Source organism: Enteractinococcus fodinae (assembly GCF_031458395.1).
Classification (GTDB): Bacteria; Actinomycetota; Actinomycetes; order Actinomycetales; family Micrococcaceae; genus Yaniella; species Yaniella fodinae.
In genome coordinates, this window is the sequence record NZ_JAVDYJ010000001.1 from 2,027,128 (window position 1) to 2,041,994 (window position 14,867).

Sequence of the window (14,867 nt, forward strand, 5' to 3'; positions counted from 1 at the left end):
ATGGCTAGTCCTGCAGGTTGTGGGGTCCAAAAGCTGCCGGGAGGAGCACGGCGAGGGTCACCGGACCGTTGGCAGTAGCAATCGACAAGGTTGGGGCTGCGTGTTCATATAACACCTGACGGCATCTGCCGCACGGGGTGATGTAGTCTCCACCCTGGTTCAGGCACACCAGGTGGGTCAATGGTTCTCCCGCGGCCAGGCGCCAGGCAGCGATCATCGAGCCCTCGGCGCACTGGGTCAGCCCGAAGGAGGCGTTTTCGATGTTAATCCCGGTGTGGATGGTGCCGGCGGCATCAAGCGCGGCGGCTGCCACGGGGTGGTTGGAATATGGTGCGTAGGCTCGAGACAGGATCTTGGATGCTGCGGCGTGCAGTTGCTCAAATGCCTGCATTACGGCGCTCCGACCAGAGCTCGCAGGGCGGCCTGGGTGAAGATTTGGATACCGACCCCGATGGCGCGTTCATCCGGGTTGTAATCGCCCTGGTGCAGGTCGAAGGTTGGTCCGCCCGGGGTCCGGGTGCCGAGACGGAACATCGCGCCCGGGACTTCTTTGGTCATCCACGCGAAATCTTCGCCGCCCATGGATTGGGGTGCCAATTCGATATTGCGGGAGCCGAGTTCGAATCGGGTCGCGTCTTCAATGAGATCTGTTTCGGCTTCGCGATTGACCACCGGAGGCACGCCCCGGACATGTTCTAAGGCGACTTTTACACCGTAGGGTGCGGCAACCTGACCGATGACTTCATCGAGCAGCTGGGCACCGGTCTCCCATGCGTCGGCATCCAAGGTGCGGAAGGTACCGGCGAGATGTCCGGTCGTCGGGATCGCATTGGGGGCGTGACCGGATTGAATATGGCCCCAGGTCAGTTGCACACCCGAGCGCACGTCAATGCGCCGAGACAAGATCGCTGGCACCTGGGCTGCGATTTGTGCCAGCGCGTAGACCACATCCTGGGTCTGTTGCGGTCGGGAGGTATGTCCGCCGCGGCCGGTCAGCGTGACCCGGACCGTGTCGGTGGCCGAGGTGATCGCCCCGATGCGGGTTCCGATCGTGCCGACATCAAAGCTGGGATCAGCGTGCAGGGCGATAATGCGCGGTACCCCGTCTAACACACCTTGCTTGATGACTTCCAAGGATCCGCCGGGGATTTTTTCTTCTGCCGGCTGGAAGATCACGCGGATCCGTCCCCCCAGCGCCAGATGGTCTACATCAACGTTAGCGGTCCTGGCCCAGAGCCGATGCAGCGTAATCGCAGTGCCCAGGCAGACAGCGGTGTGGATGTCATGGCCGCACGCGTGCGCGATCCCGTCGTGGATGGAAGCATAGGGCAACCCGGTAGCCTCTTTGACGGGCAGAGCATCAATATCAGCACGAATACCCAGCACGATCGGACCGGTCCCGATATCGACATACGCTCCGGTGGACTCTAGTCGCTGCGGCTTGAGGCCGAAGCGCTGCAGGGTGGCAATAATTTGATCGGTCGTGCGGTGTTCGCGAAACGACAGTTCCGGGTGCTGGTGAATATCCCGACGAAAGGCCACCGTGTCTTGCAGGATCTCACGAACCGCCGGCGTAATCCTGGGCAGTCCCGGGTCATCACGAACCGGCTGGCTATCCGATAGCGCTAGGTTTTGTGGTTTCTCGCTCACAACACATCATCGTCCCCGTGTGCCTTGATAGATTCCACGGCCTGTTTGACCGATTGCGCGTGTTCGGTGGTGGTAACCAACAACGCGTCAGGAGTGTCTACCACCACAATATCGTTTACTCCAATTAATGCGATGACTCGCGAGGTGTCGGTGACGACCACGCCGTTGGCTTCATCGGCGTAGACGCGGGGGGTTTCACCGATTACGGTCACCCCGGATTCATTCACTGCAGGATTCAGCCGCGCAATCGCGGCAAAGTCTCCGACGTCATCCCAAATGAAGTCTCCGGGAATCACGGCCACGTCGCCGGCCTCCGCTGCGGGTTCAGCGACCGCATAATCAATCGCCGTTTTGGGCAGGGTCGGCCAGATTTCTGCCATGACATCGGCTGCATCGCCAGCCACGATCGCTTCGGCGATGGCCATCACGCCGTCATGCAATTCCGGCTCGTTGGCTTTCAAGTGCTCCAGCAGTAATTTGACCGGGGCAACAAACATCCCGGCGTTCCAGAAGTAATTGCCGGCCGCGATGTAGCGTTCGGCGACCTCTGCTTCGGGTTTTTCAACAAACTCGGCCACTTGGTATGCCGAGGGCGCGCCCTCGACAGCTAGCGGTTCCCCCTGGCGGATATAGCCGAAGCCAGTTGAGGGGTAGGTCGGCTTAATCCCAATGGTCACAATTTTGCAGGTCGCAGCGGTGGCGATTGCTTCAACCACGGCCTCGCGGAAGTCCTCATCAGGGCCAATGACCTGGTCAGCGGCAAATGATCCCATGATGGCTTCTGGGTCGCGCTGGTAGAGCACCGCAGCGGCCAGACCGATTGCTGCCGCAGAATCCTTGGGCTCGGGCTCAAAGAGGAAATTCTCCTCCGCCACATCAGCCAGTTGGGCACACACCGCTTCCCGGTGCGCTTCGCCCGTCACCACGATCACCTTGTCGTCGGCCAGCGGTTGCAGTCGATCATATGTGGCACGGATCAAAGTCTGGCCTGATCCGGTCAAATCATGAAGAAACTTTGGAGCGGCAGCGCGTGATAATGGCCACAACCGCGTGCCCACGCCGCCCGCAGGGATCACGGCCCAAAAACGGTCCAGCCCCGGAATATGAGATGATGATAACTGCTGATGGTTCACCCGAACTACTGTATTGCAGTTCTCTGGCAAGTCGCTGAAGTTACCACCCGGCTGGTCGAAAATGTCGCATTAACGTTTCGCCGCCCGGTTAGTATTAGCCTATAGCTATAGGACGCAACTCGCACCGGCGCTGAACGCGAGACTAAATCAGGTCTAGGCGCCAAAATCCTGCGTGCTTTTGGAGGTTTCATAGTGTCTACTGCGACAACCGCGCAGCAGTCGCCTCCTGCCGAAAAGAAATCCGGCAGAGGAACGCTGTATCGCGGAAAAGAAGGTATGTGGTCCTGGGTTGGCCACCGAATCACCGGTGTGGTGATTTTCTTATTCTTATTAGTCCACGTGCTCGATACCGCGCTGGTCCGGGTTTCACCCGAAGCCTACGACGCTGTCATCGGTACCTACAAGAACTGGTACATGGCAATCGGCGAAGCCGGTCTCGTCGCGGCGATCGTGTATCACGCATTTAACGGCATCCGCGTCATTCTGGTTGATTTCTGGGACAAGGGCACCAAGTACCAGCGCCATATGCTGTGGACTGTCATGATCCTGTGGGTCGTCGTTTTCGGTGCATTCTGCGTGCGCCACTTCATGCTGGTGCTGGGAGGTTAAGCGCATGACGGTTCAACAGCAAAGAAACATCGCCGCGCCACGAAGCGGCGAGATCGATCCGAAATATCTCCGCTCATCCGCATCATCGAGCTCGAACTGGGAAATGTTCAAGTGGCTCTTCATGCGGATCTCAGGACCAATCTTGTTGGTCCTGATCTTTACGCACCTGTTTTCCAACCTCATGGTTGGTGACGGTGTACAAGGTCTGAACTTTGGTTTTGTCGCTGGCAAATGGGCGTCCCCACTCTGGCAAATCTGGGACTTGGTCATGCTGTGGCTGGCAATGATTCACGGCACCATTGGTGTCGCCACGATCATTGACGACTACACCTCCAAAGACCGGACCCGTGTGGCATTCAAAACTGCCCTGTACCTTGCAAGCATTGCCATCATCGTGCTCGGCACCCTGGTGATCTTCACCTTCGAACCATGCATGACCGATGCTGCAGGCAACTTGCTCGATAACTCGCCAAGCTTCTGCTACAACCTGTAAGCCCGGAAGCCGCCAAGACTAAGAAAGAAGACTTCACCTGATGCAAGTACATAAGTACGATGTCGTAATTGTCGGCGCCGGTGGCGCTGGCATGCGCGCAGCCGTCGAAGCCGGTCAACGTGCACGGACTGCGGTACTGACCAAGCTGTACCCCACCCGTTCACACACTGGCGCAGCCCAGGGTGGTATGTGCGCCGCGCTGGCAAACGTTGAAGAAGACAACTGGGAATGGCACACATTCGACACCGTCAAAGGTGGCGACTACATCGTGGACCAGGACGCCGCCGAAGTCATGGCAAAAGAAGCCATTGACGCGGTGCTGGACCTAGAAAAAATGGGCCTGCCGTTCAACCGTACGCCCGAAGGCAAGATCGACCAGCGTCGTTTCGGTGGTCACACCCGGGACCACGGGAAAGCCCCGGTCCGTCGTGCCTGCTATGCGGCTGACCGTACCGGTCACATGATTCTGCAGACCCTCTACCAAAACTGTGTCAAGCACAACGTGGAGTTCTACAACGAGTTCTACGTGCTGGACCTGCTGATGGTCGAAGAAGATGCCACTCGTGAAGACGGCACCCCGTACAAACAAAAACGCGTCGCCGGTGTGGTCTCCTATGAGTTGGCCACCGGGGAACTGCACATCTTCCAAGCCAAGTCCGTGGTCTTTGCCACCGGTGGTGCGGGCAAGGTCTTCAAGACCACCTCCAACGCGCACACCCTGACCGGTGACGGCATGGCCATCGCCTACCGTCACGGCATCCCACTGGAAGATATGGAATTCATCCAGTTCCACCCAACCGGCCTGGCCGGACTGGGCATTCTGGTGTCCGAAGCAGCCCGTGGTGAAGGTGGAATTCTCCGTAACGCCGACGGTGAGCGATTTATGGAACGCTACGCGCCGACCATTAAGGACCTCGCCCCGCGTGACATCGTAGCCCGTTCGATGGCCAACGAAGTCCGTGAAGGCCGAGGAGCTGGACCCAATAAGGACTACGTCCTGTTGGACCTGACCCACCTGGAGCCAGAACACATCGACGCCAAGCTCCCAGATATTACCGAGTTCGCTCGGACGTATTTGGGCGTGGAACCACACACCGAACCCGTACCAGTGTTCCCAACCTGTCACTACGTCATGGGTGGTATCCCAACCGACGTCGAAGCAAATGTACTGCAGGATAACGAAACCCGTATCCCAGGCCTCTTTGCCGCCGGTGAAGTTGCCTGTGTTTCGGTCCACGGCGCCAACCGCCTGGGTACCAACTCGCTGCTGGATATCAACGTGTTTGGCCGTCGTGCTGGACTGTACGCCGCCGAATACGCCAAAGACGCTGACTTCGTCGAGCTGCCAGACAATGGCGAAGCTTTCATCGTCAATGAGATCGAATCGCTGCGCTCTGCTGAGGGCACCGAAAAGGTCGGCGCACTGCGTGCTGAACTCCAAGAAGTCATGGACGCCGACATGCAGGTCTTCCGCACCGAAGAGTCCATCCGCCGTGCGATGGACAAAATCGCTGAACTGCGCGAACGCTACAAGAACGTAGCAGTTCAAGATAAGGGCAAGCGCTACAACCTGGACCTCCTTGAAGGTCTGGAACTGGGCTACCTGCTGGACATTGCCGAATCCATGTCCGTGGCAGCGCTGCACCGCCCTGAGTCTCGTGGTGGTCACTACCGCGAAGACTTCCCAGATCGTGATGACGAAAACTGGATGGTCCACTCGATGCTGTACCGCGACGAGGACGCCGAAACCGAGGGCGTCAAGGGCATCCGTTTCGATACCAAAGATGTCGTCATGACCCGCTACGAACCGATGGAGCGTAAGTACTAATGACTGCAACAATCGAAGAAACCAACTCCGGCGAAGTCGGCGCAATCGAGTCCTTCACCGTGACCATGCAGGTCCGCCGCTACCAGCCAGAATTCAACGAAGATGCTTACTGGGATACCTGGACCGTGGAAATGTACGGCACCGACCGTGTCCTGGACGCCCTGCACAAGATCAAGTGGGAAATTGACGGCACCCTGACCTTCCGCCGCTCCTGTGCCCACGGGATTTGCGGCTCCGATGCCATGCGCATCAACGGCGTCAACCGACTGGCTTGCAAGGTCCTGCTCAAGGACCTGGACCTGTCCAAACCGGTCGTCGTAGAACCCATCAAGGGTCTGCCGGTCGAAAAAGACATGATCGTCGATATGGAACCGTTCTTCCAGTCCTACCGCGAAATCATGCCGTTCTTGATCGCCGACGAATCACGCGAACCAACCCGTGAACGTCTCCAGTCCCAAGAAGCCCGCGAACGCTTCGATGACACCACCAAGTGCATCCTGTGTGCCGCGTGCACCTCATCCTGCCCGGTCTTCTGGACCGACGGCCAGTACTTCGGCCCGGCAGCGATCGTCAACGCACACCGCTTCATCTTTGACGACCGTGACGAAGGTGGCGACATGCGTCTTGAGGTACTCAATGACAAAGAAGGCGTATGGCGCTGCCGTACCACCTTCAACTGTACCGAAGCGTGCCCACGTGGCATTCAGGTCACCAAGGCGATCGCAGAGGTCAAGCAAGCCATCCTGGCTCGCAACATCTAACTGATACCAGCCTGACCCTGCGGGGGCGAGAAGCTTTACTGCTTCTCGCCCCCGCAGGCGTTTAACCCCTCCGGCCAAACAAGCAACATTCAAATCTTCCAGTACCTGCCAATGCGCGGCAGAATCGAGGGGAATACCTACGCCAGCATGGGAAAAGACCTTGTTCAAGGAGCAGCTAGCATGTTGAACCGCCTCCACGATCTGTTACGGCTTCGCACCTCACCCGCCATATTTTTCGGTGCCGCCGCGATCATCGCACTGTTCGTTATCGCAACCATCACGTTCACCGAAGCCATGGACACGGTCTTCTCGGCAGCCTCAGACTGGTTATATACCAACCTCGGGTGGTTCTACATCTTCGGTGTGACCTTATTCCTGGTCTTTCTGCTCTACCTTGTCGCCAGCCGATACGGGCGGGTCAAACTTGGACCAGACGATGAGCCACCCGAACATAGCGGGATGGCCTGGTTCGCCATGCTGTTTGCCGCCGGGATCGGCAGTATTCTCATGTTCTGGGGTGTAGCAGAGCCCGTCAGCCACTTCGGCGATCCCCCACGGGGAACTTCCCTCGGTATCGAACCCGGCACACCAGAAGCCGCAGCCGATGCGATGAACTTTACCCTCTACCACTTCACCCTCCACCATTGGGCGATCTTCACCCTGCCGGCACTGTGCTTCGCGTACTTCATTCACAAACGGAACCTGCCACCCAGGATCAGCTCCATCTTCCAACCCATCATGGGTGAAAAGATCCACGGTCCGATAGGCAAACTCATCGACATCGTCGCAATCATCGGGACGGTTTTCGGCCTCGCTGTCTCGGTAGGGCTCGGAGCACTCCAGATCAATGCTGGCATCAACCGGCTCTTCGGGATCCCCGAAAGTGCCATGTGGCAGCTGATTATTATCGGCGTGGTCGGCGGTGTGGCGATGATCTCCGTGGGTCTGGGATTGGACCGCGGCATTAAGCGACTCTCGAATCTCAACATCTTGCTGGCAGTCGGCCTGCTGATCTTCGTGCTCGTGTCAGGCTCTACCCTGTTTGTGGTCCAGGGTGTCTTCGAATCGACCGGCCGCTACTTAATGAACCTGCCCGAGCTCGCGTTTTGGAACGACACCTACGCTGATACCGGTTGGCAGAACTCCTGGACCGTGTTCTACTGGGCCTGGACGATCAGCTGGGCACCTTATGTCGGACTGTTCTTCGCCCGTATTTCGCGAGGACGTACCATCCGCCAGTTCATCGGCGGCGTCATGGCTGGGCCAGCAGTGTTTACCCTCCTGTGGTTTAGCATCTTTGGGCTGTCCGCATTCAACATCGAATTCCTAGGTGACAGCGGCATCGTGGAAACCGTCGTCGAAGAAGAAGACATCCCCGGTGCGCTCTTTGCGTTCCTCGAACACTTCCCAGCGACCATGCTGGTCTCAATCATCGCCCTGGTTTTGGTGACAATCTTTTTCATCACCTCGGTGGATTCGGCTGCCCTGGTCGTCGACACCATGGCGAACGGTCACGAGGACTACAACCCGCTGGGCCAACGTCTCTTTTGGGCCCTGTCAATTGCGGCGGTTACTGCTACGCTGCTGGTGTTCTCCGGTGAAGGCGGCATCGGAGCGCTTGAACAAGTTGTGGTGCTCATCGGGCTCCCCTTCTTCGTGTTCGGCTTCTTTCAGGTCTATGCCCTCCATCGCGCCCTGCGCGAGGACACCAGCGATATGCCACTTGAACGCACTCGACGCTGGAAGAAAGTCCTCCCACCCGAAGAGATCGCACGACGAGAAACGGACGACGATGACGACTACGATTACGAGGATGAAGAGGCCGTAGTCGAGCCCGAAGCCGAGGAAGAGGCACCTGTCATGCGCGATCCGTACGCAGCGCAGCGTGTCATCGGGCCCAAAGGCACGCTTGCTGCTCGGACGGGCACGCCACACCGACGTCGACCAGGACTCATCCAACCCACTCGCCAGCTCAACCATAAACAACGGCGCCGCAACGGAGATGAATAGCCGGGTCATTGTGACCAGGTAAATTGATTAGATGACCAGCGGTGTCCAGCAGCTGAATCGTCGGGAATCTAACAGCAGGTAAATCCTTCCAGTACGGGAAAATCCTGGCACAATTTAGATAGCCGGCCACCGCCGACAAGCAATGTTCTTTGGACAAGGAGTTGTCACCATGTTGAAACGCCTCCACGACGTCCTGCGACTTCGTACCTCGCCCGCGATCTTCTTTGGGTCTGCAGCGGTAATCATCCTGTTCGTGTTCCTGACGGTCACTTTCACCGAGTGGATGGATTCAATCGTTTCTGCAGCGTCCGATTGGCTCTACACGAACCTGGGCTGGTTCTATATCCTCGGGGTCACGGTCTTCCTGCTGTTTTTGATCTTCATCGCGCTCAGCCGCTTTGGTCGGGTCAAACTCGGGGCTGACGATGAACCGCCAGAACACTCGGGACCGGCATGGTTCTCCATGCTCTTTGCCGCAGGCATCGGCAGTATCTTGATGTTCTGGGGGGTGGCAGAACCCGTCAGTCACTTCGGTGACCCCCCGCGTGGGCCTGACCTAGGTATCGAAGCCGGGACCGCTGAAGCAGCCAAAGATGCCATGAACTTCACGTTTTATCACTTCACCTTGCACACCTGGACAATCTTCGCCCTCCCAGCGCTGTGCTTTGCCTACTTTATTCACAAACGCAACCTGCCGCCAAGAGTTAGTTCGATCTTCCAGCCCATTCTTGGCGAGCGGATTCACGGTCCGATTGGTAAGTTCATCGACATCGTGGCAATTATTGGGACCGTGTTCGGTGTTGCGGTATCACTGGGTCTGGGCACACTACAAATCAACAGCGGTATCAACCGACTATTCGGGATTCCCGAGTCAGCCGTGTGGCAGCTCGTCATTATCGGTGTGGTCGGCGGAGTGTCGATGATTTCGGTCGCGCTGGGTCTTGACCGCGGCATCAAGCGGCTGTCGAATTTCAACATTGCCCTGGCCGTGGCCCTGCTCGTTTTCATCTTGGTAACCGGCTCGACGCTGATGGTCATTAGCGGCACGCTGGAATCGCTGGGCCGCTACGTTGTGAGTCTCCCCGAACTAGCCCTGTGGAATGACACCTTTGCCGACTCCGGCTGGCAGTCCTCCTGGACGGTCTTCTATTGGGCTTGGACTATTAGCTGGTCGCCCTTCGTGGGAATCTTTATCGCTCGAATTTCCAAGGGCCGCACCGTACGCCAGTTCGTCACAGGCGTTCTCGCGGTACCAGCTGGCTTCTCGGTGTTGTGGTTCGGCATTTTCGGGTACTCAGCGTTTGATATCGAGCTCAATGGTGAAGGCGGCCTGGTTGAAACGGTCGTAGAACAAGAAGACGTTCCCGGGGCGCTGTTTGCTTTCCTGGAACATTTCCCGGCCACCATGGTGATCTCGATCATCGCGATCATCTTGGTCACCATCTTTTTCATTACCTCGGTCGACTCTGCAGCCCTGGTCACCGATACCATGGCCAACGGACACGAGGACTACAATCCCCTGGGCCAACGGATCTTCTGGGCGGTATCTATCGGGCTGATTACCGCAACCCTGCTGGTCTTTTCCGGTGAGGGTGGTATCTCCGCTCTTGAACAGTTCGTGGTCCTGGTGGGCCTCCCGTTCTTCATCATGGCCTACTTCCAGATGTATGCGATCTATCGTGCACTGCGAGAAGACGCAAGCGAACTGCCACCCATGCGGACCCGGCGGTGGAAGAAAGTTCTCCCACCAGAAGAGATCGCGCGGCGAGAAGCAGACGGTGACGACTACGATTACGGCGATGAAGAAGCTGTGGTAGAGCCCGAGGCAGCCGAAGCCGCACCGGTCATGCGGGATCCATATGAAGAGGATCGGGTGATCGGCCGAGCCGGCACACTGTCTGCACGAACCGGTTCAGCACCCATCCGTCGACCCAGCCTAACTCAGCCCACTCGCCCGCTCAACGACAAGCGCCGACGGCGCGATGAGGACCAGACGTAGGTCGACTTAGCGGTCGTCGAGGGAGGGCAGTCGGCGGGCCAGGACCACATCTTTGGCGTTAGTCCCGCCGACATTGAACTCCCGGGTACCGATCTGTTGGAAGCCGAGGCGCTCGTAGAAGCTGATCGCACGCTGATTTGCTTGGTTGGTGCCCAGCCAGAGCCACTCGTGCTCGGTGGTGATGTAGTGCTCCAGCAGGTGCGACATGAGTTTCTGCGACACTCCGGCACCATGAAAGTCGGGGTCCACGTAGAACTTCGACAGCATCACGGAAGTAGCTGGCGGCAAATCCTGGTGCAGCTGCGCGTTGGTGGGAATTTCCCCGTGGATACACACGCTGTAGCCCACCAGCATGGCCCCGTCGGTAGCAACGAGCACGTAGGTGTCCTCGTCGGCGATCCACCGACGAAAAACTTCGTCATTGAGCTCGTCTCGGATGAATTGCTGAATGGCTGCCTGGTCCATTTCTGGTGGGCAGGCCAGCGGGAACGTGCGTGCCGCTAAGGGCACGAGTTCATGGCTATCGGTGGCTTTGGCTACACGGATTGAGAGGCTCATAAATGCCTATTCTAAGCTGCGTTGCCGTACGCGTGGAAAATCAGCAATAGCGCAAGTTTAAGATGCGGGTGGTTACACCCCTCGGCCGGTAAACCAAGCGTGTAGGTCCTGCCGGAAGGCAAGAGCTAACACCCATCCGGCGGCAATGACTTGTGCGAGACTCAGGGCTAACCCGACGGTATCGGTGGCTCCGGTGGCAAACACCCCGATGAGCCCTTGCACAGCGCCGAGTGCGGCGAGCACGGCCAGCACTATGGCAACCCAGCGCGCCCAGTTTTTGGATCTGCGGACCCAGAACCACGTGGCGCCGTAGACCAGGAGCACAATGATCAGCAGGGTCAGATAAGTGTTCTGCAATGCTGCCACCGTGGTGGTCGTACCATCACCCAGATCGATAATTGCATCTTGAGCGGCAGGCAAGAGCGTGACAATAAAATTGATCGCCTGGGCGGCAACCATCAGCAATGCCAGGATGAGAAAAGCAGTCGTGAAGTTCTTGACGTTCGGCGGCTTTGCTTCCGGCGTGCGGGGTGTCGACATGCAGGCTCTGGCTTTCTCTTGGTGCAGGGGACGGCGTATGAGACGTTCTTCCAGCCTAACGAAGACTCCGCCGGCCGGTATCTCGTGCTTAGCCTTGGAGCTCGCGATGCATGGCGAACCAACGCGCGGTATCTTTATCAAGAGCCTGGACGACCCACCACACGGTAATCAACACGATCACCCAGCTGATGATCGTCTCGACAAAGACCAGGCCGGACAACTCGCCATAGGAAGTGGCAAATAGCAGCGTGTACGCCGCCGAGATCAGAAAGAGCACTGCCAGCACGAGGCCCAAGAACCGGGCCCAGCTGCGGTTCGCTCGCAGGCCCAGGCCGACCACCAAGAACAAGGCCGCGTTGATGGCGGCGAATATGATGAACGATACGGTTGCCGCAGTGAACATCGTGCCCAACATGTCTGGGGTCAGCGCTTCGAATTCGCCCGGTGGGAGGTAGTTCCGAAAGTACTCAGTAGCCCCCTGGGAGCGCATGGCTATGATGCTGATCACCGCTGACAGGGCGTGTAGGCCTAGTAGCGGCCAGACCAGTGACTTCGTCAGTTGCACCGAGCGGGGCGCGACGTCCAACGACGATGGATCGTTCGGTGGGGTGGCTTGCGTCATGGCTTCCTCATCTGCGCGATCTTTGCCGTTGCGCTCGGGGTTAAAGACAGCCGCCTGGCTGTGGGGCAGCCAGGCGGCGAAGAGAAGGTGTCAGTGGGCCAACGGGAGGAAACCGGACTTTCGGTAGACCTCTTCCAACACGGGGGCTGCGACACTTCGAGCTTTGGCTGCACCCACCGCGAGAATCCTGTCGAGCTCCGCTGGATCATCGAGGAGTTCCAGTGCCCGAGTACGGATCGGCGCCAGGCGTTCGGTTACGGCCTCGGCCAGATCGACTTTCAGGTGCCCGTACATTTTACCTTCATAGGCTGCCACGAGATCATCCACCGTCTGGTCGGTGACCGAGGCGTAGATGTCCAGCAGATTCGATACACCGGGTTTGTTCTGGCGGTCATACGCGATCTCGGTGCCAGTATCAGTGACTGCTGATTTAATGCGTTTTGCGGTGACCTTGGGTTCATCCAAGATATTGATCAGCCCGTTGGGTGAACTCGCCGATTTCGACATTTTGGCCGTGGGGTCTTGCAGATCGTAGATTCGAGCACCGGTTTCCGGGTAGAACCCGACGGGTACGACGAAGGTTTCCCCGAAGCGGTGGTTGAACCGCTGGGCCAACGTGCGGGTCAGTTCGATGTGCTGGCGCTGGTCGTCGCCCACCGGGACGCCGTGGGGCTGGTAGAGCAGAATATCGGCGGCCATGAGCATCGGGTAGGTAAACAGGCCAACCCCTGCTGCGTCAACGCCTTCTCGCGCTGATTTGTCTTTGAACTGCGTCATTCGGGACGCTTCGCCCATCCCGGTCAAACACGTCAGAATCCAGGTCAGCTGGGTGTGTTCCGGAATGTGTGACTGCACAAAGAGCGTGGAGCGTTCCGGATCGATACCAGCGGCGATGTACTGGGCGGCAGCCACCCGGGTCCGTTTGGTCAGATCCTCGGGATCCTGTGGCACGGTAATCGCATGCAAATCCGGGATGAAGTAGAACGCTTCGAAGTCTTCTTGTACCTTCACCCAGTTCACCAACGCACCCAGGTAGTTACCTAAGTGCAGAGAGTCCGCGGATGGTTGCATACCGGACAGCACGCGCGGATGTGCCGCAGCTGAGGTCAGGTGTGCGGTTTTGGTCAGATCCGTGGCGAGGATATCGGCCGGTGTTGGTTGGCTGGTAGACACGAACGAGCCTTTCTAGAACTGGTAGTCGACCACAAGCGGTGAGTGGTCTGAGAAACGTTTGTCATACGACGGTGCGCGGTCCACCACGGCTTTGGTGACTTTATGTGCCAGTGGTGGGGTCGCGGCTTGATAGTCGATGCGCCAACCGGCATCGTTATCAAATGCTTTGCCGCGGTATGACCACCAGGTGTAGGGGCCTGGAACGTTACCTGCTACGCAACGGCCAACATCGACCCAGTTGAGCTCATCTGGTGAAAAGAATTTATCGAAATAGGCACGTTCTTCGGGCAGGAAACCCGCATTTTTGACGTTGCCTTTCCAGTTTTTGATATCTAACTCGGTGTGCCCGACGTTGAGGTCACCGGTGATGACCGACTGGTTATTGCGGGCTTTCATGGCGGGAAGATAGTCCACCATGGCATCAAGGAACTCATATTTGTCATCTTGGCGAGGTGTATCGACCTCCCCGGAGTGCACGTACACGCTGGCCACGGAGAGCTGCGAGCCATCCGGGGTGTTGAAATCAGCTTCGACCCACCGGCCCGAGTCGTTAATACCGTCAGCTAACCCAGTGCGAGTCTCCAGGGGTTTCAACCGAGAGGCAATTGCCACCCCGGCACGGCCCTTGGCTTCTGCTTCGTCAGCGTGAATGTAGACCGATTCCCATTCATCCCCAACGATCTCGGTCAGTAGCTTGGTCAGAATATCTTCTGGTGCGCGAACTTCTTGCAGCGTGATGATGTCAATATTCCGACCGGCAAACCATGATGCCATGTCGCGCTTATGGGCGGCGCGGATGCCGTTGACGTTCACTGTTGCTACACGAAGAGTATTGTCAGCCTTTGGATCAGCAGCGTTAGAGTGCATAGTTCTTTCTAGTTAATGATGTCGCCAGTGATGGTGTTATTCCCGTTGTCAGTATCCGGTTTGGCTTTTTTCTTATGCCGGTCCGGGTTGATCATGTCACGGGCGTTATGTGCGGTCATCTCGATCGTATCCAAGGCCCGGTCGATCATTTCAAAGTCGGCCTGGTCCACACCTTTAGCCAGTTCCTCGGTAATGACGCGTTTTTGAACTTCGACGATTTTCAACGAGTGATCGACTTTGGTGTCACGCATTGGATCGGTGGCATCAACCACGGTACCGCTGGCAGAGGATGCAGCGAGATTTGATCGAAAGTCTTGTGCGGTTTTGTGCACGGCGCGGGCACCGCGGCTGACCATGATGAGAGAGATGGTCGATAAGATGAGCCAACCACCGGCGATGACGACGACCATCCAGCCGATGATGTCATTCTGGTTGGCCGCAAAGATGACTGCCACGATAAAGGCGATGATGACAACCAGCAGCACGACATTGGTCAGTCGTAGGCCGCGGCGGTGTGATGAGGATTCGATGGACTGCATAGCTTCTAGTATCTCGTATTTCTGGAGGTGGTTCCCAATTGGTCACCGACATTATCCCGTGCGCTAACACGCCCATCCCCTGACC

At 57.7% G+C, this 14,867-nt stretch carries 15 protein-coding genes; 6 read left to right on the plus strand and 9 right to left on the minus strand.

Annotated features, from left to right (window positions below; all coding sequences use genetic code 11):
• Nucleotides 1-4: 4 nt before the first annotated feature.
• Genes J2S62_RS09420 through J2S62_RS09430 form a run of 3 tightly spaced genes read right to left on the minus strand, consistent with a single transcriptional unit; the run spans nucleotide 5 to nucleotide 2,783 of the window.
• The gene (locus J2S62_RS09420) at nucleotides 5-391 is read right to left on the minus strand and encodes a cytidine deaminase (protein WP_310174038.1); all 387 of its coding nucleotides are present in this window, start codon (nucleotides 389-391) and stop codon (nucleotides 5-7) included.
• Nucleotides 391-1,587 (minus strand): amidohydrolase, encoded by a 1,197-nt coding sequence (locus J2S62_RS09425; RefSeq protein WP_310175840.1) that lies wholly within the window; start codon nucleotides 1,585-1,587, stop codon nucleotides 391-393. The genes J2S62_RS09420 and J2S62_RS09425 overlap by 1 nt, the downstream gene beginning before the upstream one ends.
• A 59-nt stretch (nucleotides 1,588-1,646) precedes the next feature.
• Nucleotides 1,647-2,783, minus strand: coding sequence for a mannose-1-phosphate guanylyltransferase (locus J2S62_RS09430; protein WP_310174040.1), 1,137 nt, complete (start codon nucleotides 2,781-2,783; stop codon nucleotides 1,647-1,649).
• A 192-nt stretch (nucleotides 2,784-2,975) separates the two neighbouring features.
• Between J2S62_RS09430 and sdhC the strand changes: the two genes are divergently transcribed.
• The 6 genes from sdhC to J2S62_RS09460 all read left to right on the plus strand — a co-directional run bounded on the left by sdhC (nucleotide 2,976) and on the right by J2S62_RS09460 (nucleotide 10,483).
• Nucleotides 2,976-3,392 carry a succinate dehydrogenase, cytochrome b556 subunit gene (gene sdhC, locus J2S62_RS09435; protein ID WP_310174042.1) on the plus strand — a complete coding sequence of 139 codons (417 nt, stop codon included), beginning with the start codon at nucleotides 2,976-2,978 and terminating at the stop codon, nucleotides 3,390-3,392.
• A gap of 4 nt (nucleotides 3,393-3,396) precedes the next feature.
• On the plus strand, nucleotides 3,397-3,885 hold the full coding sequence (locus tag J2S62_RS09440) for a succinate dehydrogenase hydrophobic membrane anchor subunit (protein WP_310174044.1): 489 nt from the start codon (nucleotides 3,397-3,399) through the stop codon (nucleotides 3,883-3,885).
• A gap of 40 nt (nucleotides 3,886-3,925) precedes the next feature.
• A complete protein-coding gene (gene sdhA, locus J2S62_RS09445; protein WP_310174046.1) occupies nucleotides 3,926-5,713 on the plus strand; it encodes a succinate dehydrogenase flavoprotein subunit in 1,788 nt (595 codons plus the stop codon).
• A complete protein-coding gene (locus tag J2S62_RS09450; RefSeq protein ID WP_310174049.1) occupies nucleotides 5,713-6,474 on the plus strand; it encodes a succinate dehydrogenase iron-sulfur subunit in 762 nt (253 codons plus the stop codon). Before sdhA ends, J2S62_RS09450 begins: the two co-directional genes overlap by 1 nt.
• Nucleotides 6,475-6,654: 180 nt before the next feature.
• Complete coding sequence (locus J2S62_RS09455) at nucleotides 6,655-8,484, plus strand: BCCT family transporter (RefSeq protein WP_310174052.1); 1,830 nt, start codon at nucleotides 6,655-6,657, stop codon at nucleotides 8,482-8,484.
• Between the two features lie 169 nt (nucleotides 8,485-8,653).
• The gene (locus J2S62_RS09460; RefSeq protein ID WP_310174055.1) at nucleotides 8,654-10,483 is read left to right on the plus strand and encodes a BCCT family transporter; all 1,830 of its coding nucleotides are present in this window, start codon (nucleotides 8,654-8,656) and stop codon (nucleotides 10,481-10,483) included.
• A 6-nt stretch (nucleotides 10,484-10,489) separates the two neighbouring features.
• Here J2S62_RS09460 and J2S62_RS09465 read toward each other — a convergent pair whose 3' ends face one another.
• The 6 genes from J2S62_RS09465 to J2S62_RS09490 all read right to left on the minus strand — a co-directional run bounded on the left by J2S62_RS09465 (nucleotide 10,490) and on the right by J2S62_RS09490 (nucleotide 14,782).
• A complete protein-coding gene (locus tag J2S62_RS09465) occupies nucleotides 10,490-11,041 on the minus strand; it encodes a GNAT family N-acetyltransferase (RefSeq protein ID WP_310174057.1) in 552 nt (183 codons plus the stop codon).
• A 72-nt stretch (nucleotides 11,042-11,113) separates the two neighbouring features.
• Nucleotides 11,114-11,581: a hypothetical protein gene (locus tag J2S62_RS09470; RefSeq protein ID WP_310174059.1), complete on the minus strand. Its 468-nt coding sequence runs from the start codon at nucleotides 11,579-11,581 to the stop codon at nucleotides 11,114-11,116.
• A gap of 88 nt (nucleotides 11,582-11,669) precedes the next feature.
• A complete protein-coding gene (locus tag J2S62_RS09475) occupies nucleotides 11,670-12,203 on the minus strand; it encodes a hypothetical protein (RefSeq protein WP_310174062.1) in 534 nt (177 codons plus the stop codon).
• Between the two features lie 90 nt (nucleotides 12,204-12,293).
• Complete coding sequence (gene trpS / locus J2S62_RS09480; protein WP_407649949.1) at nucleotides 12,294-13,376, minus strand: tryptophan--tRNA ligase; 1,083 nt, start codon at nucleotides 13,374-13,376, stop codon at nucleotides 12,294-12,296.
• Nucleotides 13,377-13,388: 12 nt separating this feature from the next.
• Nucleotides 13,389-14,243 (minus strand): exodeoxyribonuclease III, encoded by an 855-nt coding sequence (locus J2S62_RS09485; protein WP_310174064.1) that lies wholly within the window; start codon nucleotides 14,241-14,243, stop codon nucleotides 13,389-13,391.
• 8 nt (nucleotides 14,244-14,251) lie between these two features.
• On the minus strand, nucleotides 14,252-14,782 hold the full coding sequence (locus J2S62_RS09490) for a hypothetical protein (RefSeq protein WP_310174066.1): 531 nt from the start codon (nucleotides 14,780-14,782) through the stop codon (nucleotides 14,252-14,254).
• Between the last annotated feature and the right edge of the window lie 85 nt (nucleotides 14,783-14,867).